This window comes from Advenella incenata, assembly GCF_004217095.1.
GTDB lineage: Bacteria > Pseudomonadota > Gammaproteobacteria > Burkholderiales > Burkholderiaceae_B > Advenella > Advenella incenata.
This window is the reverse complement of record NZ_SHKO01000001.1, coordinates 556,083-575,599: the sequence shown is the minus strand read 5'-3', so window position 1 is coordinate 575,599 and position 19,517 is coordinate 556,083. Positions and strand designations below refer to the sequence as shown.

Sequence of the window (19,517 nt, the reverse complement as noted above, 5' to 3'; positions counted from 1 at the left end):
CAAAGGCCATTTACGATCGCCGGTTATTCTTTATAATGCTATCTTTTGACCCTTGGTCTACGTTGGATTTCCCTATGATCACACCCTTTCCCAAACCACTTGCGCCTATTCAGCTTGAAGGACACGGCCTCGTGCTGCAACCCATGCGTCTGGCCCATGCAGAGGGCCTGCGCAATGCGGCGGCCGATGGGCAGCTATGGAATCTGACGTTCACATCGGTGCCGGAACCGGGTCAGGAAACCGCGTATATCGAAGCGGCACTCAAAGGACAGCAGGACGGTCACATGCTGCCATTCGTGGTGCTGGATGCCAAATCCCGCAAAATTATCGGTACCACCCGCTATCACGACATTGTGCCCGAGATCGCCCGGCTTGAAATCGGCTACACCTGGTATGGTCAATCGTGGCAGCGCACGCATGTGAATACGGTCTGCAAGTATCTCATGCTGTTTTATGCGTTCGAGTCGCTCAAGGCCAATGTGGTCGGCTGGCGTACCGACAATCTGAACCAGCGCTCCCAGAACGCCATCGAGCGCCTGGGCGCCAAAAAAGATGGCGTGCTGCGCGGCCACGCCCTGCGTCGTGATGGGACGGTTCGCGACACCCATATGTACAGCGTGACGCAAGACGAATGGCCGGCAATCAAACAGCAGCTCAAGGAAAAACTGCCCAAGTAACCGCTGATCCCGCAGTCCCGCTGGCGGCGCATCTCGCGCCGCACCCTTTGCCTCCTTCTGCAGTTTCCATGACTTCTTTGCTGCTGTCCCTTTTGCCCATTGCTGCCTGGCTGCTCGCGGGCTATATCATTGGCCGTTTGCTCACACCTCGTATCGTGTCAATGCTGTCACGCGCCATCACGCCGTTTGTCTGGATCATGCTGTTTGCCATCGGTTATCGCTTCGGACAGCAATTGTCAGTCATGCATCAGGTGCTGCTTATTCTGCAAACCGCGCTACTGTATTCGGTGGGCATTACGCTGTCGTGTTCTCTGGCGCTGCTGGTACTGTTTCGCCCTGGCAGCCGTGCACAGACGGTGCAGCATGACCTGGGCATCATGCACGTGATTCGGGAATGCGGTATTGCGCTGGCCTTTTTGCTGGTCGGCCTCGGACTGGCGGTGCTCGCGACCCATTGGGCTATCTCTGTCCCCGTACCGGACTCTGAGTTTTTTCTGTACGTCCTGTTGTTTCTGATTGGCGCCGATCTGGCGCATACGCCCTTGCAGCGCAATGCCATTCGTCCGGCGATGTTCACGCTGCCATTGGTGGTTATCGTTGTTTCTCTGCTGGCGGGCGCCCTCATCGCCTGGGCCACCAACACCGATATCCGCCACGGCCTGCTTCTGAGCAGCGGATTTGGCTGGTTTTCACTGTCGGGCGTGCTCGTTACCGCCAGGCTCGGCGAATTTTACGGTGCGACGGCCCTGCTCACAGACCTGTTCCGCGAGTTGCTTGCCATTGTCGTGCTGTTCTTTGCCGGGGCCCGCTATCCCATGACGGGTATCGGCGCTGCCGGCGCAACCGCCATGGACACCACGCTGCCTATTGTTCGCAAAACAGCCGGCAATCCGTTTTTGGTAACGGCCATTTTTTCCGGCGTCGTGCTCAGCCTTGTCGCCCCCTTCCTGCTGAGCTATGTACTTTCTTTGTTTGACTGAATATGCTATAATTATTGATAATTAACGTTTAAGTTCTTTTAACTTACGCTAATTATTGCTTTAATTAATACGTCAATTAAGATTAATTTTTATTGAAAGATATTTCTATTAAGCGCTATTTCTATTAGGAGCCCTTTTATTAAAGGCTCTTTTTATTAAAGGCCATTTCTATCAAAAGCTATTTTTCTAAGCTATTTGATCGTTTTTGTTTTTTGCGCTCTTTGGCTTTTTCCGGTCCGAAAGCTTTTTTCCGCCCGGAAGTGCCCAGAAAACGGCTTAGCCCGATACATCAGGTCTGATAAAAGCACCCAACAAGCAGGCTCCTAATAAGCAGGCACCTAATAAGCGCCATGTGCCGGCACCCACCTGCCTCCTGGTGCGTAAATGCCCTTTTCAACATCGTGCAGCGGCTTTCGCTATGACACCACGTATCAGGCACCATACATTCAGGCACCTGCATAGGCACCACACATCAGGCATGTAGTCATCGCCAAAGCGCAAAACTGTTGCCGTTTCCAGCGGCCTGCTACGAGAGTCGTTTAGTTTTAACTATCGACTATATAAAAATAATAAATTTTACTAATCACAATCCGTTGCGTACAATGGATACATCTGATGAAACATCGCTATGTTATTACTAAGGCTTAACAGCCACCAGCCTGTTTTCATCTACTGTTTGTTTCACTAAATAAGGAATCCAATATGTTGCAGAATAAAGAAGGCCAACGCGTTCCATCCGTTACATTTCCCGTGCGTTCTGGTGACGACTGGAAAAAAGTGTCCACCGACGACATTTTCAAGGGCAAAACCGTTGTTGTCTTTTCGCTGCCTGGCGCATTCACCCCAACGTGCTCGTCCACGCACCTGCCACGCTATAACGAACTGGCCAAAGCGTTCAAGGAACGCGGTGTTGACGAAATCGTCTGCGTATCTGTAAACGACACCTTCGTGATGAACGAATGGAAAGCACAGCAGGAAGCCGACAATATCACAGTGATCCCTGATGGCAACTGCGAATTCACAGAAGGCATGGGCATGCTGGTAGACAAAGCCGACCTGGGCTTTGGTAAACGCTCATGGCGCTATTCCATGCTGGTCAAAGACGGCGTCGTTGAAAAAATGTTCATCGAGCCTGAAAAAGAAGGCGATCCGTTTGAAGTGTCTGATGCCGATACGATGATTCACTATATCGATAAAGACTACCAGGACAAACCTTCCATTGTCATGTTCACCAAGCCTGGTTGCGGCTATTGCGCCAAAGCCAAAGCATTGTTGAAAGAAAAAGACTTGCCCTTCGAAGAAGTGGTTCTGGGCAAGGACGCCAGCACCGTGGCCATTCGCGCCATTACAGGCAAAACCAGCACACCACAGGTTTTCATTGGTGGTCAATATATCGGCGGCAGCGACGAACTGGCAGCACATTTCGCTGGCAAGTAATGCGGTTGTTGCAGTGGCAACAGCAGGTCGCGCAGTCAGGTTAGTAACCTGAAGCGCGCCGATCTGCTCAAGTCTGCCGGAACGGCTCCGGCAGACAGCAACTGCGCTGTCCAACGGCATGTTATTGCAATCTCGATATCGCAATCACAAAGCCGATAGATCGGCAGCGGGCACACCTTGGGTGATGCCGCTGCTTTTTTTTCGCCCGCAAACCGGTAGAATCAAAGTCGGTTGCGTCATAAACATCAATATCAGGGATCGAATATGAAATCAATCAACGCCGATGTCCTTATTCTGGGCGGTGGCACGGCCGGCATGAGCGCGTTTCGCGCCGCCCGCAAATCCACAGACAATGTATACCTGGTAGAAGACCACAAGTTTGGCACCACCTGCGCACGTGTAGGCTGCATGCCTTCAAAATTGCTTATCGCCGCCGCCGACGCCGCCCATCATGTGCGCACGGCCGACCAGTTCGGCGTGCATCCCGATGGTGCCCTGCGCATTGATGGCCGCCAGGTGATGCAAAGAGTGCGTGCCGAACGCGACCGGTTTGTCGGTTTTGTACTGGAAGACGTGGAAGCATTTCCCGCCACCCAGCGGATTCTTGGCCGTGCACGTTTCAAAAATGAACATGTGGTCGTGGTCGATGACCATACCGAAATCACCGCGCAGCGTATCGTGATTGCTACCGGATCGCGTCCGTTTATCGTACCCGCCTGGCAGTCGCTGGGCGAGCGCCTGATTGTCAATGACAATGTCTTCGATTGGGAAACCCTGCCAGCCAGCGTAGCTGTGTTTGGCGCCGGCGTCATCGGTCTGGAAATCGGCCAGGCCCTGCATCGACTGGGCGTAAAGGTGTCTGTGTTTGGCAAGGACAATGCGCTGGGTGGGATTACCGACCCGGTCGTCCTGGAAAACGCGCTGGACATTTTCGGCAAGGAAATGGATCTGCATTTGGATGCGGACACACAGGTCAGCCTACTGCCCAGCGGCAAGGGTGTAAAAATTGACTATTCTGAAAACGGCACAAGCGGCTCGGTCACAGTCGATTTCCTGCTGGCGGCCACCGGTCGCAAGCCCAATGTAGACAACCTGGGTCTGGAGAATCTGAACATTGACCTGGACGCACGCGGCGTGCCCAAGGCCGACCCGTACACCATGCAAACCAGCGTGGCGCATATTTTCATCGCAGGCGATGCCTCCAACCAGTTGCCACTGTTGCACGAGGCCGCCGACCAGGGACTTATCGCAGGCAAGAACGCCGGCACATTCCCGACCGTGACAGAAGGCCTGCGCCGTTCTCAGATCAGCGTGGTCTTCAGCGATCCGCAAATTGCCAGTATCGGCCTGCGTTTCAAGGAGGTCACCAGCCAGTTTGATAATTGTGGCTGCTACGCTGTCGGGGAAGTCTCTTTCAGTAATCAGGGCCGCAGTCGTGTCATGGGTGTCAACCAGGGGCATCTGCGCATTTATGCAGAACATGGCAGCGGGCGTTTGCTGGGCGCTGAAATGGTCGGGCCGGCAGCAGAACACCTGGCGCATCTGCTGGCCTGGGCTCATCAGCAAAAGATGACTGTGGCACAGATGCTGGATATGCCGTTTTATCATCCAGTCATTGAAGAGGGTGTTCGCACCGCATTGCGTGATCTAAGCAAGCAATTGCGCCTGGCAGAGGATATGGCTGGCGAATGTGCCGAATGCCCCGGACAATAGTGGACGTGTCGTGGGCAATGACCATTGCACCATAAGGACTTATTGAAGGTTTGGTAAGAATCCTTAGGACCGATAAACGCATGCCGGTATGCTATCGGTACTGCTTATCCGACACCGGCAAACAGGGGCTGCGCAACAGTTGCGCGCCCCTGTTTTTTTGTAGGCAAAAGCCTCTTCGGCTCCCCTACGCTGGGCCCTGTGGGCAGCAAGGGTAAACGCAGCACAGCAGCGCCGACTGCCACGCGTCATCTCTTTAGCGCTTCTGCTTATTAATTGAGTGAGCGACCAATACTCACCCGGGCTTCAAAGATCCAGCCCCCAGGCATGCTCGATTTGCACCTGCACGGTCTGCCCATGCTCGAGCAGGCGGGTGTGGTAAAAGGTCACGGACTGGCCATCGGCCAGATTGGCGATATATTGGTAGCGCTCGCCCTTATAGACCCGATGCCTTACGATTACGTCGATTCCGTCATCGACAACCATGACATGTTCGGGTCTCACCAGCATCGCGCCGCGATGCATTGCTCCGCTATTGGACAACAGGCTGAGAATGTCGTCGCTTCTCAAATTTTTACCGTGCACATGGCTGGGCACATCCAGCACCGCCCCCTTGCCGATAAAGGTGGCTACCCAGCGCGAAGCGGGACGGCGATATAGATTCTCCGGCGTGTCCCACTGCTCAAGACGGCCGTGGTTCATAACCGCAATCCGGTCTGCCATTGCCATGGCTTCAGCTTGATCATGCGTCACATAAATGAATGTTGCCCCGGTGCGTTCATGAAAGTCGCGAAAGGTGGTTTCCATTGAGGCTCGCAAATGCACATCCAGATTAGCCAGCGGTTCGTCCAGCAGAACGACGTCAGGATGGGAGACCAGACAGCGCGCCAAAGCCACGCGCTGGCGCTGGCCGCCACTCAATGCCTGGGGAAAGCGATCGGCCAGGTGGCCCAAATTGACGGTTTCAAGCGCGGCAAATACCTGGTCACGATAAGGCTGGCCGCGGAGTCCGCGCAGCGCTAATGCATAACCGGCATTGTCCAGCACCGTCTTGTGGGGCCATAGCGCATACGACTGGAACACCATACTCATATTGCGCTGCTCCGGCGCGATATGCTTATCTGGTGACGCCAGCAACCGGTCATTGAGCACAATGCGCCCCTGATCAAGCTGCTCAAAGCCGGCAATCATTCTGAGAGTGGTGGTTTTGCCGCAGCCGCTGGGACCCAGCAGCGCCACAAACTGCCCTTTCTCGATGGCAAGACTGATGTTGTCGACAACCGCATGCTCGCCATAGCGTTTGCTAATATTTTCCAGGGTCAGTTGCGCCATGGAATCACTCCTCGTGGAACACGTCTGCCCAGGGCGTTCAGGCAGAGCATCAGAATCAGAACCATGAGCACAATCAGCACAGACACAGCCGATGCCAGCACCGTTTCACCGCCATCATCCAGATTGAACACCAGTACACCCAGGGTTTCGTTGCCGGCACTCCACAACAGCGCAGACACCGTCAGTTCATTGACTGCGATCAAAAAGACCAGCAGCATGCCAGCGAATGCCGCCGGCGCCAGCAGCGGAAAAACAATATCGCGCAGTCGACGCATCGGCCCTGCCCCGCAAAGTTGCGCCGCTTCTTCAAGGGCAGGATCCAGTTGCTGCATACTGCTCTGTATCGGCTTTAGACACACAGTCATGAAGCGGGACAAATAAGCAAACAGAATCAGCCCCAGCGTGCCGTACAGTGTCACCTGAATCAAAGGCAGCGGGCGGGCAAAAAGCAGAATACATGCCACCGCCAGCACCACACCGGGAAGGGCATAGGGAATATCAATCAGCCCCTGCAAAAAAGCGTTGCTGCGCGAAGGAAAGCGCACAAACAAATAGGCAAGGGGCAGGCAGAGGCAGGCCAGGATCAGCGAGGCAGAGCCGGCCAGCAGGATACTGTTACTGAAGGCCCGAAAGGTCACGCTCTGATGGAAAAGTATCTGTCCGTAGGCCTGCAGACTGACGGTTTCCAGCGACAAGGGAATCCCCATGGCCGCAACCAGCGAACTGGAAATCAAGGCGATCAGCGGCACCACGACAATAGCCAGCACCAGCAAAAACAGCGCCAGCTCTGCCAGCCAGCGCCGCGCCCCGAGCGCAAACGCGAGCGGGCTGCCTGGCATGCCGGTCAGCGGCATACGTGCGGAAAAATGCTGCTGCGCGACCACGCCCACCAGCGCAATCACGCCGATGATCACCGACAGGCTGGACACATCGGCCAGCATATCGGGCCCGAAATCGGCCATTTTCTGGTAGATCAGTGTGGGCAATACGTAATAGGACACCGGGATACCCAGCATTGCCGGAATCCCGAAATTACCCAAGGCGGAGACAAAAGCGATAGCTGTGCCGGCAAGCAGACCGTTGCGGCACAGCGGCAGGATCATATCGCGGACCACATCACGCTGCGAAGCGCCGGCCAGGCGGGCCGCTTCAATCAACTCCTTGGGCAGGGCAATCAGGCTGCCGCGAACCGCCAGATAGACCAGGGGCGCATGCTGGATGCCCATGAGCATGGAAATGCCCCACCAGGAACGCAGATGCTGCGGACTGCCCAGCGGCGGGGCCAGATGAAGCATTTGCAGCAACGTACTGCCCGGTCCGCTTAACTGCAACCAGCTCAGGGCAGTTACCTGCGGCGGGATCATCATAGGCAGCATGATCATGAATACCCAGAAGCCTTTGGCGCGGATGTCCGTAAGCACCACTAGCAATGCCAGTGTGGTACCCAGCAGCACAGAAAGCAAAGTGGCCAGACCGGCTGTCAGCAGGCTGTTGCCGGTCGCCCGCCAGGTTGATGCGCTACGCAGCATGGACCACATGGCGCCGCCATCGCCCCCCGGCAGATCGGTCATTGCCATGATCAGCAGCCGCGCCGGCGGCAGCAGGGCCAGCGCCAGCACCACGCACAGCAGCACCGACGTCAGGATCGATGCCGGGTTCCTGCCAAACGGCCGCAAAAAGGAAATAGATGTCGCCATAATGAAATTCAGGTTTGTGGTCCGGCTTGCCCGACCGCCTGATTTCGAATCGTGTTGTGTTCAAAAAATCGGATTAAGTGGCCGGGGCGGGGCTATGTCGCCCCTGATGGATCCACGGGTTCCGCGCACCGGCAAGCGTCTGCGCCATTGTACCCGTACCCTTGCGATTGATCATGAAGCCGGCAAGCGTCACAATGCAACGTTGCCCTGCACCACCCGGGAATGCGCAAGCATCAATGCTGCTCACTGGGGCAGCATGCTCCCGGGCACGATCGCACAATGCGCTTAACCGCCATAGATGTTGCTGAATCTTTCCTTGTTCGCGCCGGCATCCTGTAGTGCCGCAGCCGCATCAAAAGGCAGCAGTTTGATTTGTTCGCGCGGCGGAAAGCCCGGCGGGTTTTTCATGCCATTACGGCCGGGAATATAGCCCTGTTGCAGCACCAGCTCCTGGCCTTGCTGCGACAGCAGGAAATCGACGAATTTTCTTGCAGCGTCGGGATTTTTTGCCGATTTCATGATGGCTACGGGTTCGGTCACCAGGCTCACCCCTTCGGCAGGAAAGACAAAGTCGATCGGTGCGCCCTTCGCTTTTTCACGAATCGCCATGTAGTCCACCAAAATACCATAGGGTTTGCCGCCAGAGGTAATATCGGTCAGTACCCCGCCATTGCCTTTCTGGGAAGCTACGCCATTGGTCTTCAGATCTTCATAGTACTTCCACCCAAAATCCGGGTTGCTGGTCAAAGCCGACAGATGGATCATGGCTGCGCCCGAATACAGGGGGCTGGGCATGGACACCTGGTTTTTATAATCGGGCTTGACCAGATCCTTCCATGATTGGGGTTTTTGCACGGCCTTGGTGTTATAGGCAATGCCCGAAGTAATCAGCTTGGTGCCATGGTAATAACCGCTGTTGTCGTACAGCGCAGGATCATATTGGGCGCTTTCCGGCGATTTATAAGCCAGCAGTTGGTCTTCTTTTTTCAATTGTTCCAGCGTCACGCTGTCGGCAATCAGCAACACATCGGGCTTTGCAACGCCCGCGTTCATTTCCGCACGCAATTTGGTCATCAGCTTTGTCGTTCCGTCGCGGACCCATTCCACCTTGGTGTCTGGATGAACTTTCTGGAATGCGTCAACGGTCATCTGTGCATCAGTTGCCGGCTGGCTGGTATACAGAACCAGCGTATCGGCGGCAGCGACACCGGAAAACGCCAACAGCGCGGCTGCAATTGAGTTTACTGCGACCTTCATGAAGACCTCATTTTTAAGCGGGGAGAATTGAACGATAGTAAAAACTTTATATTTCATGATTGTGACATACCGAATAATACCTTGGTAAACCGACAATGGCGTGAAAAGAACGGATGCGACTTCCGACGCAGCCGGCAGCAACGGGACATCTTTTTCCGGTTTACAGCGAAGCGATTAATCCATAACATGGAGCCTGTTTTTCCTGCGCCAGTCCGCTTCGGACTCGCTCACACATTGTTCACTGACAGGTCACGCCATGCCACGCCACGCCACGGTCAACCCGCAAAGACGCACACGGCTGATACAGGCACTCGCGTTTGCATTGAGCGCGGCCTGCGGCAAACTCCAGGCCGCTACCACCGGCGCCGGCAGCGCCTCGGCCGATACAACAACAAAAGCACCAACACCGACCGATGCGCCGCCATCCCCTGCCGCAGCGAACACGCCCAACCCGCAGTTGCCGCCGGCCGAGCCGGCGCCGCTGCCCGCGAGCCTGGCCTGGAAAGACGCCGACAGCCTGCTCGTGCATAACCCGCACGCCATTGAAACGCGCCGTGCAGTGCTTGGTCGCCAGTTAATTACCCCGACGCAGTGCCTGTTTGTCCGCGACAACGCCCTGCCTCCGCCTGCGCGGCTGTTGGCCGAGGCAGGGCAATGGCCCGTCGCCTTTGGCGGGGTCGCCCAGCCAGATGCCTACACATTGGCTGAGCTGCAGGCAATGCCCACGCGGACGGTAGCCACGGTGCTGCAGTGTGCCGAAAACGGCCGCGCCCTGCAAAGCAGACCGGCCATTGGCACGCAATGGCAGACAGGTGCCGCCGGCTGTGTGATCTGGACGGGTGTGCCATTGACAACAGTCATACATGAACTGGGGGGCGTTGTTCCCGGCAGCCGCTTTCTCACCGCCACAGGCGCCGATAGCCTGCCCGATGGCATTGCGTCGGACTTCACCCGGGTTGAACGCTCGGTTCCATTATCCGCGCTCGAACACGCCCTGCTGGCCTGGACACTCAATGGCGCACCCATTCCCCTGGCGCATGGCGGCCCGCTGCGTCTGGTATTGCCGGGCTATGCCGGCATCAATTACATCAAGTATGTCCGGCGCATTGCCTTCACCGCCGAGGAATCCAGCGCCCACATCCAGACCGCCGATTTCCGGGTGCCGCTGCGGCCGGGCGAGCCGCGCCTGACCATCCCTGCCTGGAGGCTGCCGGTCAAATCCTGGATCACCGAACCCCTGGGCTCAGGTGAACCAGTCAAGGCGGGCACCACGCCGATCCGTGGAGTGGCCATGGGAGGCGCTTCAGCCGTAACCCGAATCGAAGTGACCGCCGATGGCGGCGCCACCTGGCACCCGGCTCAGCTTACCGGGAGCGATTTGGGCCCGTTCGCCTGGCGCCTGTTCGAGATCTCGCTGAACCTGCCACCCGGGCCCGTCGAACTGGCCTGCCGCGCCACCAATGCCGCCGGACAACAGCAGCCGGAATTGACCACCGACAATACAGGGTATTTTGTCAATGGCTGGCGCGAGCATCATGTGGCCCTGACGATCGCGCCTGCGGGATAAAACGCCGCTTCGGCTTGCAAGCCGACTGCGTGGTGGCGCATAATCGCTACTCCTGCCTCTTACCGTTACCCGGAATTTTCATGCCTTTGCGTCACTGGCTTGCTGCCCTTCTCGTTGTCCTCCTGTGGGGGCTCAACTTCGTGGTGATCAAGTTTGGTGTCGAGCAATTTCCTCCGTTGCTGCTGGGTGCCTTGCGTTTTGCCATGGTCGCCTTTCCCGCCATTCTGTTTATTCCGCGGCCGGTCATCCCGCTGCGATTGCTGCTGCTTTTCGGCCTGACCCTATGCTTTGGGCAATTTGCCTTTCTGTTCAGCGCCATTGCAATGGGCATGCCGGCAGGCCTGGCCTCGCTGGTGCTGCAGTCGCAGGCATTCTTTTCGGTCCTGATTGCAGCGCTGCTGTTGAATGAAAAGGTACGGCTGCACAGTATCGTTGCCATGGTGGTGGCCGCCATCGGTCTGGCCGTCATTGAAATGGGCGCCGACAGTACCAAGCCGGTGCCGCTGTTTGCGTTCTTTCTCACCCTGTGTGCGGCCTTCAGTTGGGGTTGCGGCAATATCGTCATAAAAAAGGCCGGCCCGGCGGTCAATATGTTCAGTCTGCTGACCTGGGGCGCCGTCTTTCCTGTCTTTCCTTTTCTGCTGGCCTCCTGGTTGTTCGAAGGCCCCCAGGCGATCGCACATAGTCTGGCCAATCTGTCGTGGACCGGCGTCGGCTCGGTCATGTACCTGGCCTATTTGGCCTCGTTCGTTGGCTATTACTTGTGGGGGCGGCTGCTGGCGCATCACCCGGTCAGCCTGGTAACCCCAATGTCATTGATGATTCCCGTGGTCGGTCTGCTGTCGGCTGAGCTGGTCCTGCACGAAAAACTGTCGCTGGTGCAATGGCTTGGCAGCGCCGTGGTTGTCGTGGGGCTGGCCATCAATATTTTCGGCAGCAGACTGTCTCGCATGCGGGCAGGCAAGGCGCTGCAAAAAAAAGGATAATCGTGTGCATACAACAACAAACAAAGGCAGATAAACCACGAAATCGCTGCAGCTATTTAAAATAAAAGTCAATATTCACACAAGGATCGCGTATAGCCGGTATGCTTTATGGACAGACTGTGGCAACGATCGCTTTACTAATATATGGAAACATTTTCCATTTGTGCGGAAATAATCCTTCCTATATGATCTGAACGTTACACACAGTCAGTAAATCCACTCATTTCAGGAGTAAAAGAATATGTCGATTATCATTACTATCGTGATTGGTTTTATTATTGGCTTGATCGCTCGTGCCGTTATGCCGGGCAACCAGTCCATGGGGCTCATTCTTACCACGATTCTGGGTATCGTCGGATCTATCGTTGCAACCTACCTGGGTCAGGCGATGGGATGGTACTCGCAGGGTGACGCTGCAGGCTGGATCGCTTCTGTTGTCGGCGCCATTATTGTTCTTTTCGTATATGGCCTGATCGCCAAGCGCTCCTGACACCGGCATGTTATAAAGAGTGCGTGCCCCAGTGGCACGCATTTTTCGTTTTATCCGCCTTATTTTCATTGATTACGGGAGGCTCATGACTCGTTACCACACGATTGACGCCAACACTCAGGACGCCGAAAAACCGGCAGGTCTTGTCAGAAAAATTGCCCGTGTCGCCAAACGTGCCGGGCGTACCGTTATTCAGAAAGCCCTGCTACTGTACTATGCTGTGCGCAGTCCGGCCACACCCGCCTGGGCCCGTCGGGTCATTTACGGAGCATTGGCCTACCTCGTGTTGCCGCTGGATGCCTTGCCGGACTTCATACCGGGCGTTGGGTATACCGACGACCTGAGCGTACTTGCCGCCGCACTGGCTGCCGTCGCCTATTACATTACGCCAGAAGTGAAGCAGCAGGCCGAGCAGGCTGCCAAACGCTGGTTCAAGCACTGACATCCAATCCCCAAGATAACCCACGCGATGGCCCGTCGTAAATTTTCATTCAAGGATTTCTGGCTGACCGAGGCCATTCGCCTGCGCGAAGATCACTGGGGGCCGCTTGATGACGCTGCCCTCATTCGCCAATTGCGCAGTGGCAACGACAGCCCCGAAGAAAAAATCGTGCGCCGTGCGCGCCTGCTCGCCGATCGCGAAAACACCACCACGCTTGTCGAACAGTGGACGCAAGGTGCGAAACTGGCCCTGCTTATCCTGGCCTTAGTGGCCCTGCTGGGTGGTGCAGGCGCTGCCGCTGGCGTACTGGGTTCTGCCAATCGCCATATCAATGTCCTGCTGGCCATTGTGACCTTGCTCGGCGTACACGGCCTGACGTTCCTGTTCTGGGTCCTTTCCCTGTTCCTGTCCTCACGGGCATTCAGTTGGCTGGGACAGCTCTGGCTGTGGCTCAGTCGCAAGATCGCGCGCGGCCCCGAAGCCGCACTGGCGCCCCAATCCTTTGTCTCGCTGCTGGCGCAAAACAGTGCCCTCAAATGGGCCTTGTCCTGTGTCAGTCATGGGTTCTGGGTGCTGTTTTTTCTTGCCGCCCTGCTGACCATGCTGGGTCTGCTGGCAGCGCAGCGCTATACCTTTGGCTGGGAGACGACCATTCTGTCTCCCGACGTGTTTGTCTCGCTGACGCGCACGTTGGGCGCGCTGCCCGCCATGCTGGGCTTTCCCATACCGGATGCTGAACTGGTGCGTCAGAGCACAGCAGGTGCAACACTATCGGAAAATACCTATGCCATCTGGTCGGCCTGGCTGTTGGGCGTGGTCCTGTGCTACGGCCTGTTGTTGCGCGTTATCAGTTTGGTGATATGTCTTTGGCAATTGCGCGGTGCGTTGCTGGCACTCAGGCTGGATATCGATCTGCCTTCGTACAGTCCGCTGGTTGCCCGGCTTGCGCCGACCAGCGAAAACCTGGGTATTGATGCGCCGGCCGGCGACGACACACGATCAGGGCCGGGTGACAACGTCACGCGCGCTTATTCGTCCGAACCGGTTTATGTGGGCATTGAGTTGCCCCCCGACACCAACTGGCCCGTGTTTCCCGTTGCTGCAGGCGTGCAGGATGGTGGCGTACTTGAATCACGTGAACAGCGTCATGCCTTGCTTGATCGGCTCCATGCCCAGCCCGTCAAAGGTCTGCTGCTGGTCGTGGACGCGGCGCAGACGCCCGATCGCGGCACGCTGCGCCTGATTTCCGAACTGGCCAGCCTTGCCCGCGCCACCCATATTTTGTTGTGGCAACGCGACGGTCAGGCTTCGCGCCAGCAAACCTGGCAGACACAACTGGCCGACGCCGGCTTTTTGCCCGATACGCTCCACTTGAGCCCTGCCTCGCTTCCTGACTGGATTGCTGCGCCATGACGACCGCAAACACCGCCCTGCGTCTGGCTGTCGTTGGCCATACCAATACCGGCAAGACCTCGCTGTTGCGCACGCTCACGCACGATGCCGGCTTCGGGCAGGTTTCAGATGCTCCCGGTACTACCCGCCACGTGGAAGGCGCGCGCCTGCTGCTCAATGGCGCTGCAGCGGTCGAGTTGTACGACACCCCTGGGCTGGAAGACGGTATCGGGCTGCTGGATTATCTGGATCAGTTGCAGACCCAAACCGGCAGCCGGCATGATGGCCCGGAAAGCATCGCGCGATTTCTTGACTCGCCCGAGAGCAAGCGGCGGTTCGAGCAAGAAGCCCGCGTGCTCAAAAAACTCATCGCCTGTGATGCGGGACTCTATGTTATTGACGTCAGGGATCCAATCCTTGCCAAGCACAAGGATGAGCTTGCCATCCTGGCCCGCTGTGGCAAGCCGCTGGTTCCGGTGCTCAATTTCATCAACGATGCCCACGCACGCAAGCAGGACTGGAAGGAGACATTGGCACGCCTGGGCTTGCATGTGGTTATTGAATTTGACACCGTCGCGCCCGCGCTCGATGGCGAAGCGCAACTTTATCAGAAGCTGGCGCTGGTGCTCGACACGCACGCGGCGACACTGCAGGCGCTGTCCGAAGATGTCGGCGTACAGCGCGAACGGCGCCGCAATGCGGCTTTTGCGCTGGTTGCCGATATGCTGATCGACGTGGCCGCGCTGCGCCTGAGTAGCCAGACCGACGACGATAGCGTCAAAAGCAGCACCCAGCTCATGCAGGACAAAGTACGGCAACGCGAGCAAGCCGGCATCAAGGCATTGCTGACACATTACCGTTTCCGCCCTGAAGATTATCCCGGCCAGCCCCTGCCGCTTGAAGGGGGGCGATGGAATATGGATCTGTTCAATCCGCAGGCTCTGCTGGACACAGGCATTCACGTTGGCAAAGGCTTTGCCGCTGGCGCCATGGCCGGCGCCGCAGTAGATGTATTTACAGCAGGCCTGAGTCTGGGAACCGCCGCGCTGATTGGCGGCGTTCTGGGCAGCGTCTGGCAGGGCACCGACAAGCTGGGAAAACGGCTGTACGGGCGCCTGCAGGGCTTTCATGAGATTACCGTCGAAGACAGCATACTGCGTCTGCTGGCCATTCGCGCACACCAGTTGATACGCGCGCTGGAGTTACGCGGCCATGCCGATATGGCGCCGGTGCAGATATCGATGCAAGCGGCCCAGGAAGAACTCAAGGAGCAGGCCCTGCCCGAACAGTTGCAAGAAGCGCGCAGCCATCCGGAATGGTCAAGACTGGGAGATCATTTTTCGTCAGGTTCGCGGCGCGACGTCGCGGTCGGGCAATTGGGCAGAACACTCGCCAGCATCGGCACTCAATAGCGATCGTGCGATCGCAGGAAACGAGCACGGCAACAACCGATGCAGGACGCCAGGAAGGCGTCCTTTATTTTTCAGTCTTTACTTTTTTAACCTTTAATTTGCGAGGCTTTAGTTTTGGGTTTTTAGCCGATTTGGTCTGTTTACTTTTTGGCCTGTTTAACCCTGAACTGCCAAACCGTTTTACGCGCGCCAGCCCGAGAAAACGGCGCGCGCTGCCTTTGTCTGCTTACAACAGGACAGGCGCATCCGGCAGATGATTACGCCCATCGTCGCCTGACGGCTGCCCGCCACACGAGGTCTGCAATACTGCTTCGATAGCAGCGATCGCCTGCAGCAACCCCTGTTCGTATTGTCTGGCGGCAAAACGCGTTTGCAATATCGTGCAAATGTCATCCCATTGCTTCGGATCCACGCCAATACCGCGATCGGCGACAATTTCGAATTTATGTTTATTCAAAGAGATATATAGCAACAGGCCGGTACGCATAGGCGTGTCCCATACCTTCAGGCGGCCAAATACTTCCAGCGCCCGGATAGAGGTCTCCCGGCTGTGCCCCGGTGTGTCATGTTCAATTGCCAGCACCAACTCGCCGGCATGGCGCGCTTCACTCTTGCGTATTTCGCCAGTCAGCCGCTCCATCATGGCGTGCGTAAACACGCGCCGCGACAGCCACCAGCCATCGAGGCCATCGAGCCCCAGCCATTCCCATTTATTACCAGCCACCTGAAGCTCCTCCGCCACCGCTGCTGCCGCCACCGCCGCCACCAAACCCACCGCCGAAGCCGCCCCCTCCGAAACCACCACCGCCGCGTCCGGCACCAAAGCCACCGCCCAGGCCGCCCAGACCACCGCCAAGAATGGCGCCGTTACGCCGTGCTCCGCGCACTGCGCCACGGGGGACAATTTTTCGGGCAATGCCGCTGATGACCAATGCCGCAATGGCGGCCAGCCCTGCCCATATAATATTGCCGGTAATTGCAAACAACATGACGCCGGCCGCTACTGCGCTGATCACGGGTGGAAAAAATGCGATCAGAAAAAAACCGAACATCAGCATGGGGCCCAACGCACCAAACAGGCCTTCATCAAACTCGCCATCGCCGGCCTGCTTTTTTTCCGGCGCAGGCAGCGCCTCGTTCTCGATCAGCGATACCAGAGCCGTGACACCGGCATTGACGCCCCCGGCATAATCATTGGTCTTGAAATGCGGGGCGACATAATCATTGATAATGCGCGAGGCCAGTGCATCCGGCACCGCCCCTTCCAGCCCGTAGCCGACCTCCAGTCGCATGCGCCTGTCATCCTTGGCGATCAGAAACAGGATACCGTCATCAACATTGGCGCGACCCACTTTCCATTGATCGAATGCGCGGCGCGAATAACTCTCGACGGTATCGGGCTGCACGGTGGGGACCATCAGTACAAACACCTGCGCGCCTTTGTTTTCTTCCAGCGCCTTGAGCTTGGCTTCAAGCGCCTCCTTCTGCCCTTGATCGAGCGTACCTGTGGTATCGGTCACTCTTGCAGTCAGTTGCGGCACCGGTACGTCCTGTTGCGCCATGGCCGGCGCAAAACCGGCCACCGCAACCAGCAGAATCAGGAGGCGAAACAGCGATTGCAAACGACACATGACACTCGATCCGCGGGATTGGAAAACGGCAGAAAGTAGCATTACTGAGCGGGTGCGGGCTGAGCGGGTGCGGGCTGAGCGGGTGCGGGCTGAGCGGGCGCAGGCTGAGCCGGTGCGGCATTACCCGCGGGCGCGCGGGCGCCCGTGTCAAATTTAACCTCGGGATTGCGCATGATTTCGTCCTGATTATCGGTTCCGAAATTGGGCTTGACCTGATAGCCCATTATCTTGGCGGTGATCAGGGTCGGGAACTGGCGAATCAGCGTGTTATATGCCTGGACGTCCTTGATGTAGCGGCCACGTGCAGTAGCGATCCGGTTTTCGGTCCCTTCCAGTTGCGCATTCAGGTCACGAAACAGGGCGTCGGCCTTCAGTTGCGGATAGTTTTCCGATACGGCGATCAGGCGCGACAGTGCAGAACCCAACTGGTTCTGGGCGGCCTGAAACTGTTGCAACTGTTCCTGCGTGGGAATCGTATCGGCAGAAATCTGTACAGTGCCCACTTTGGAGCGCGCCTCGGTGACCTGGGTGAGCACTTCGCGCTCGTTGACCATATAGGCATTTACACTGGCGACAATCTTGGGAACCAGGTCTGCACGACGTTGATACTGGTTAAGCGTCTCTGACCAGGCCGCCTTGACCTGCTCATCCAGCGTCTGGATCTGGTTATAACCGCAACCGGACAAAAACACGGCCATCATCAATGCGCAGATCATTCCGAAAAATCGTTTCATGTTGGTAGCAACCCGTAAGGTAGTGAATCGGAAAAAATAATGTCCTAATCATAGCCGTTTTTTTGCAGGCCGATGCAATTGACCCCCTGCAAACGCGTTGCAGAGTGTTAATTTCATTAAATTTAGCAGTTTGGCGTGACGTGCTGCCCACAATGCTGGTCTGTTGCGATGCTGCGGCAGTCGTCGCTTGTGCGCCCCTCACCGGCAGCGATGACCGGCAGCCGGGTAACGGATGGCTGATGATTGACGATTGATGGTTGGTGGTGGCAACGGCTTCAGTGGTGGTTCGGGCGGTGGCGCTTCAGGTCGCTGACAGCCGGCCGGGGGTAGACCTGGAGGAGGCAGCTGGCAAGCTGTCGCAGCCGTAGGCAACCTGCCTCGCATTTTCAACAACGGCCCCTCTAATGTTCAAATAGCACTTTTTATAATAATTTGTGCAATACGCACAAATGAGCTATACTTGCACTAACGTCTCACCCATCGGAGGCTTAGCCATGACTGCATTGCAACAACCCAAACCTGCGCCTGAAACCGTTCTGGCCAAGGCAGTGTTGCGCGCTGCCGAACAACTCGGCTTAAAGCAGGCAGAGCTGGCCGCGGTGCTGGGCATGCACCGCACCGCAATCAGCCGCCTCAAAACCACCGCATCGCTGGACCCTGACAGCAAGCAGGGTGAACTGGCCTTGTTGTTGTTGCGTCTTGCCCGCGCCCTCTTCGCCCTCACGGGCGGCGACCAGGAATGGATCCGCCACTTCATGCGTTCCCCAAACAAAATCACCGGCGGCATCCCTGCAGCCCAAATTGAAACCATCCAGGGAATGACCACGGTGCTGCAGTTTGTTGATGCCATCCGCGGTAAAGTGTAATGATCTGGCAAGCCTGCAACGGCCCAGACCATATCCGGTCTATTGATGGCAAGCTGTACCGGCTTGTGGAAAGCCAGGAGCAGATTGCCACGTTGGGCTATGTAGACACGCTGGACGAACAGGCCCTGCTGGAACAGATGCTGGACCAGGCCAAGCCCATTTCGCAACCAGACTGCGATCCCCTGCATTATCTACTCAAAACGCCGTTCCGCTACCCGCCGCTCAAATGGGGGTCGCGCTTTGGCCGCGTGCACGAACGCAGCCTGTTCTATGGAGGCAAGAATATCGGCGCGGTGTTGGCCGAAAGCGCCTTCTATCGTTTTGTGTTCTGGCACTCAATGGATGGCACGCCGATCAAAGACAGGATCCGCAGCGAACATACGCTTTTTTCGGTGCGCTACGGCACAGAAAAAGGGATACAGCTTCAGGAACCACCGTTTGATCAGTATCAGGCCGAACTGACTGATCCGGTCAATTACCAGGCGGCTCAACAGTTAGGCAGTGCCATGCGCGCCGCCAACGTGCAAGCCTTCGAATACTGCTCGGCCCGCGACCCTGAACAGGGCCTGTGCGTTGCCCTTTTTTCCCCCATGGCATTCAAACAAAAAAAACCACAAGAGACCAACCAGTGGTTTGGCGAGGTCAGTGCGGACCAGGTATCGTTCACACAGCTGCGCTCCGGCAAAGTCATGACCTACGGCATCGGCTTTTTTCTGGTCGATGGGGTCCTGCCCATGCCGGCCTGATATCGCTGTTGATAACCGTTTTTACCAGATGACCTGCTCCATACCGGCAAGTTCATAAGCCGATGGGGCCATATACGGCAAGCCCGTGCGCCGTTCAGTGCCCACGCACAAGCTGCGCCCGAAAAACCGGCCTCATCTTGCTCCAATAAGCTTACGCAAAG

19 protein-coding genes are annotated in these 19,517 nt (G+C 56.9%); 13 read left to right on the top strand and 6 right to left on the bottom strand.

Going from position 1 to position 19,517, the window contains the following annotated elements; genetic code table 11:
• Positions 1–74 precede the first annotated feature (74 nt).
• The 4 genes from EV681_RS02555 to EV681_RS02540 all read left to right on the top strand — a co-directional run bounded on the left by EV681_RS02555 (position 75) and on the right by EV681_RS02540 (position 4,807).
• Positions 75–677 (top strand): GNAT family N-acetyltransferase, encoded by a 603-nt coding sequence (locus EV681_RS02555; protein WP_128393791.1) that lies wholly within the window; start codon positions 75–77, stop codon positions 675–677.
• Between the two features lie 68 nt (positions 678–745).
• On the top strand, positions 746–1,657 hold the full coding sequence (locus EV681_RS02550; RefSeq protein WP_165392918.1) for a LysO family transporter: 912 nt from the start codon (positions 746–748) through the stop codon (positions 1,655–1,657).
• A 702-nt stretch (positions 1,658–2,359) separates the two neighbouring features.
• Positions 2,360–3,094 carry a glutathione peroxidase gene (locus EV681_RS02545; RefSeq protein ID WP_128393789.1) on the top strand — a complete coding sequence of 245 codons (735 nt, stop codon included), beginning with the start codon at positions 2,360–2,362 and terminating at the stop codon, positions 3,092–3,094.
• Positions 3,095–3,358: 264 nt separating this feature from the next.
• The gene (locus EV681_RS02540) at positions 3,359–4,807 is read left to right on the top strand and encodes a dihydrolipoyl dehydrogenase (protein WP_130303234.1); all 1,449 of its coding nucleotides are present in this window, start codon (positions 3,359–3,361) and stop codon (positions 4,805–4,807) included.
• Positions 4,808–5,110: 303 nt separating this feature from the next.
• On the opposite strand, the gene EV681_RS02535 is transcribed toward EV681_RS02540, so the two are convergent.
• Positions 5,111–6,136 (bottom strand): ABC transporter ATP-binding protein, encoded by a 1,026-nt coding sequence (locus EV681_RS02535; protein ID WP_128393787.1) that lies wholly within the window; start codon positions 6,134–6,136, stop codon positions 5,111–5,113.
• Positions 6,124–7,833 (bottom strand): ABC transporter permease, encoded by a 1,710-nt coding sequence (locus EV681_RS02530; RefSeq protein WP_128393786.1) that lies wholly within the window; start codon positions 7,831–7,833, stop codon positions 6,124–6,126. Before EV681_RS02530 ends, EV681_RS02535 begins: the two co-directional genes overlap by 13 nt.
• 94 nt (positions 7,834–7,927) lie before the next feature.
• Between EV681_RS02530 and EV681_RS02525 the strand changes: the two genes are divergently transcribed.
• Positions 7,928–8,122 carry a hypothetical protein gene (locus tag EV681_RS02525; RefSeq protein WP_128393785.1) on the top strand — a complete coding sequence of 65 codons (195 nt, stop codon included), beginning with the start codon at positions 7,928–7,930 and terminating at the stop codon, positions 8,120–8,122.
• On the opposite strand, the gene EV681_RS02520 is transcribed toward EV681_RS02525, so the two are convergent.
• A complete protein-coding gene (locus EV681_RS02520) occupies positions 8,119–9,090 on the bottom strand; it encodes an ABC transporter substrate-binding protein (protein ID WP_130303233.1) in 972 nt (323 codons plus the stop codon). The two genes, EV681_RS02525 and EV681_RS02520, sit on opposite strands and share 4 nt — an antisense overlap.
• Before the next feature lie 256 nt (positions 9,091–9,346).
• Between EV681_RS02520 and EV681_RS02515 the strand changes: the two genes are divergently transcribed.
• From EV681_RS02515 to EV681_RS02490, 6 genes are all read left to right on the top strand, one after another.
• Positions 9,347–10,657, top strand: a complete 1,311-nt coding sequence (locus EV681_RS02515) for a sulfite oxidase (protein ID WP_130303232.1) — start codon at positions 9,347–9,349, stop codon at positions 10,655–10,657.
• Positions 10,658–10,737: 80 nt separating this feature from the next.
• The gene (locus EV681_RS02510) at positions 10,738–11,643 is read left to right on the top strand and encodes an EamA family transporter (RefSeq protein ID WP_130303231.1); all 906 of its coding nucleotides are present in this window, start codon (positions 10,738–10,740) and stop codon (positions 11,641–11,643) included.
• A 241-nt stretch (positions 11,644–11,884) separates the two neighbouring features.
• Positions 11,885–12,133: a GlsB/YeaQ/YmgE family stress response membrane protein gene (locus EV681_RS02505; RefSeq protein WP_128393781.1), complete on the top strand. Its 249-nt coding sequence runs from the start codon at positions 11,885–11,887 to the stop codon at positions 12,131–12,133.
• 85 nt (positions 12,134–12,218) lie between these two features.
• Positions 12,219–12,575 carry a YkvA family protein gene (locus EV681_RS02500; RefSeq protein WP_207226994.1) on the top strand — a complete coding sequence of 119 codons (357 nt, stop codon included), beginning with the start codon at positions 12,219–12,221 and terminating at the stop codon, positions 12,573–12,575.
• Positions 12,576–12,602: 27 nt separating this feature from the next.
• Positions 12,603–13,988 (top strand): DUF2868 domain-containing protein, encoded by a 1,386-nt coding sequence (locus tag EV681_RS02495; RefSeq protein ID WP_130303230.1) that lies wholly within the window; start codon positions 12,603–12,605, stop codon positions 13,986–13,988.
• Complete coding sequence (locus EV681_RS02490; RefSeq protein ID WP_128393779.1) at positions 13,985–15,379, top strand: GTPase/DUF3482 domain-containing protein; 1,395 nt, start codon at positions 13,985–13,987, stop codon at positions 15,377–15,379. Before EV681_RS02495 ends, EV681_RS02490 begins: the two co-directional genes overlap by 4 nt.
• A 226-nt stretch (positions 15,380–15,605) precedes the next feature.
• On the opposite strand, the gene EV681_RS02485 is transcribed toward EV681_RS02490, so the two are convergent.
• Genes EV681_RS02485 through EV681_RS02475 form a run of 3 tightly spaced genes read right to left on the bottom strand, consistent with a single transcriptional unit; the run spans position 15,606 to position 17,744 of the window.
• On the bottom strand, positions 15,606–16,103 hold the full coding sequence (locus EV681_RS02485; RefSeq protein WP_128393778.1) for a TPM domain-containing protein: 498 nt from the start codon (positions 16,101–16,103) through the stop codon (positions 15,606–15,608).
• Complete coding sequence (locus EV681_RS02480) at positions 16,093–17,010, bottom strand: TPM domain-containing protein (protein ID WP_242612115.1); 918 nt, start codon at positions 17,008–17,010, stop codon at positions 16,093–16,095. Before EV681_RS02480 ends, EV681_RS02485 begins: the two co-directional genes overlap by 11 nt.
• Positions 17,011–17,051: 41 nt before the next feature.
• Positions 17,052–17,744 carry a LemA family protein gene (locus EV681_RS02475; protein ID WP_165392916.1) on the bottom strand — a complete coding sequence of 231 codons (693 nt, stop codon included), beginning with the start codon at positions 17,742–17,744 and terminating at the stop codon, positions 17,052–17,054.
• A 494-nt stretch (positions 17,745–18,238) separates the two neighbouring features.
• On the opposite strand from EV681_RS02475, the gene EV681_RS02470 reads away from it, so the two are divergent.
• Together EV681_RS02470 and EV681_RS02465 are read left to right on the top strand one after the other, a co-directional pair.
• Positions 18,239–18,610, top strand: a complete 372-nt coding sequence (locus EV681_RS02470; protein WP_130303229.1) for an MbcA/ParS/Xre antitoxin family protein — start codon at positions 18,239–18,241, stop codon at positions 18,608–18,610.
• Positions 18,610–19,356 carry an RES family NAD+ phosphorylase gene (locus EV681_RS02465; protein ID WP_128393774.1) on the top strand — a complete coding sequence of 249 codons (747 nt, stop codon included), beginning with the start codon at positions 18,610–18,612 and terminating at the stop codon, positions 19,354–19,356. Before EV681_RS02470 ends, EV681_RS02465 begins: the two co-directional genes overlap by 1 nt.
• Positions 19,357–19,517 lie beyond the last annotated feature (161 nt).

Bases quoted from the DNA above. Each gene is read 5' to 3' on its own strand.
- EV681_RS02525 (WP_128393785.1), top strand. From the start codon at position 7,928: ATGTCGCCCCTGATGGATCCACGGGTTCCGCGCACCGGCAAGCGTCTG.
- EV681_RS02535 (WP_128393787.1), bottom strand. From the start codon at position 6,136: ATGGCGCAACTGACCCTGGAAAATATTAGCAAACGCTATGGCGAGCAT.
- EV681_RS02490 (WP_128393779.1), top strand. From the start codon at position 13,985: ATGACGACCGCAAACACCGCCCTGCGTCTGGCTGTCGTTGGCCATACC.
- EV681_RS02495 (WP_130303230.1), top strand. From the start codon at position 12,603: ATGGCCCGTCGTAAATTTTCATTCAAGGATTTCTGGCTGACCGAGGCC.
- EV681_RS02540 (WP_130303234.1), top strand. From the start codon at position 3,359: ATGAAATCAATCAACGCCGATGTCCTTATTCTGGGCGGTGGCACGGCC.
- EV681_RS02465 (WP_128393774.1), top strand. From the start codon at position 18,610: ATGATCTGGCAAGCCTGCAACGGCCCAGACCATATCCGGTCTATTGAT.
- EV681_RS02500 (WP_207226994.1), top strand. From the start codon at position 12,219: ATGACTCGTTACCACACGATTGACGCCAACACTCAGGACGCCGAAAAA.
- EV681_RS02545 (WP_128393789.1), top strand. From the start codon at position 2,360: ATGTTGCAGAATAAAGAAGGCCAACGCGTTCCATCCGTTACATTTCCC.
- EV681_RS02520 (WP_130303233.1), bottom strand. From the start codon at position 9,090: ATGAAGGTCGCAGTAAACTCAATTGCAGCCGCGCTGTTGGCGTTTTCC.
- EV681_RS02480 (WP_242612115.1), bottom strand. From the start codon at position 17,010: ATGTGTCGTTTGCAATCGCTGTTTCGCCTCCTGATTCTGCTGGTTGCG.
- EV681_RS02505 (WP_128393781.1), top strand. From the start codon at position 11,885: ATGTCGATTATCATTACTATCGTGATTGGTTTTATTATTGGCTTGATC.
- EV681_RS02555 (WP_128393791.1), top strand. From the start codon at position 75: ATGATCACACCCTTTCCCAAACCACTTGCGCCTATTCAGCTTGAAGGA.
- EV681_RS02550 (WP_165392918.1), top strand. From the start codon at position 746: ATGACTTCTTTGCTGCTGTCCCTTTTGCCCATTGCTGCCTGGCTGCTC.
- EV681_RS02530 (WP_128393786.1), bottom strand. From the start codon at position 7,833: ATGGCGACATCTATTTCCTTTTTGCGGCCGTTTGGCAGGAACCCGGCA.
- EV681_RS02475 (WP_165392916.1), bottom strand. From the start codon at position 17,744: ATGAAACGATTTTTCGGAATGATCTGCGCATTGATGATGGCCGTGTTT.
- EV681_RS02510 (WP_130303231.1), top strand. From the start codon at position 10,738: ATGCCTTTGCGTCACTGGCTTGCTGCCCTTCTCGTTGTCCTCCTGTGG.
- EV681_RS02470 (WP_130303229.1), top strand. From the start codon at position 18,239: ATGACTGCATTGCAACAACCCAAACCTGCGCCTGAAACCGTTCTGGCC.
- EV681_RS02515 (WP_130303232.1), top strand. From the start codon at position 9,347: ATGCCACGCCACGCCACGGTCAACCCGCAAAGACGCACACGGCTGATA.